The organism is Cupriavidus sp. SIMBA_020 (assembly GCF_046535395.1).
Taxonomy (GTDB): Bacteria; Pseudomonadota; Gammaproteobacteria; order Burkholderiales; family Burkholderiaceae; genus Cupriavidus; species Cupriavidus campinensis.
The window spans coordinates 1-229 of the sequence record NZ_JAWRWU010001858.1; the positions used below are offsets into that span (position 1 = coordinate 1).

The following is a 229-nucleotide window of genomic DNA, read 5'->3' on the forward strand; positions in this document are numbered from 1 at the left end:
CAAGCAGACGGGCAAGGCGAAATATTTCCTGATGCGTGCCGCTCATTGCCGCCATCGGATCTTCTCCACCGAGCAGGCGCGCGAGATCCGGATACACCTGCGCATCGTCGCGCTGTTCGTGCGGAACCAGCTCTCGGGACAGCGACGCGTTCACGCTCTCGAGCGCGCTTGCAATCGTCGTTCGCGGCAGTCGCGGTAACTCGTCCGCCAGTTTCCGGATCTGTTCGAT

General features: G+C 62.0%; 1 protein-coding gene. It reads right to left on the reverse strand.

Features of this window, described 5'->3' with window-relative positions; all coding sequences use genetic code 11:
- The coding region (locus SB751_RS36035) for a hemerythrin domain-containing protein (protein WP_410749732.1) at positions 1-229 on the reverse strand (229 nt) is incomplete at both ends.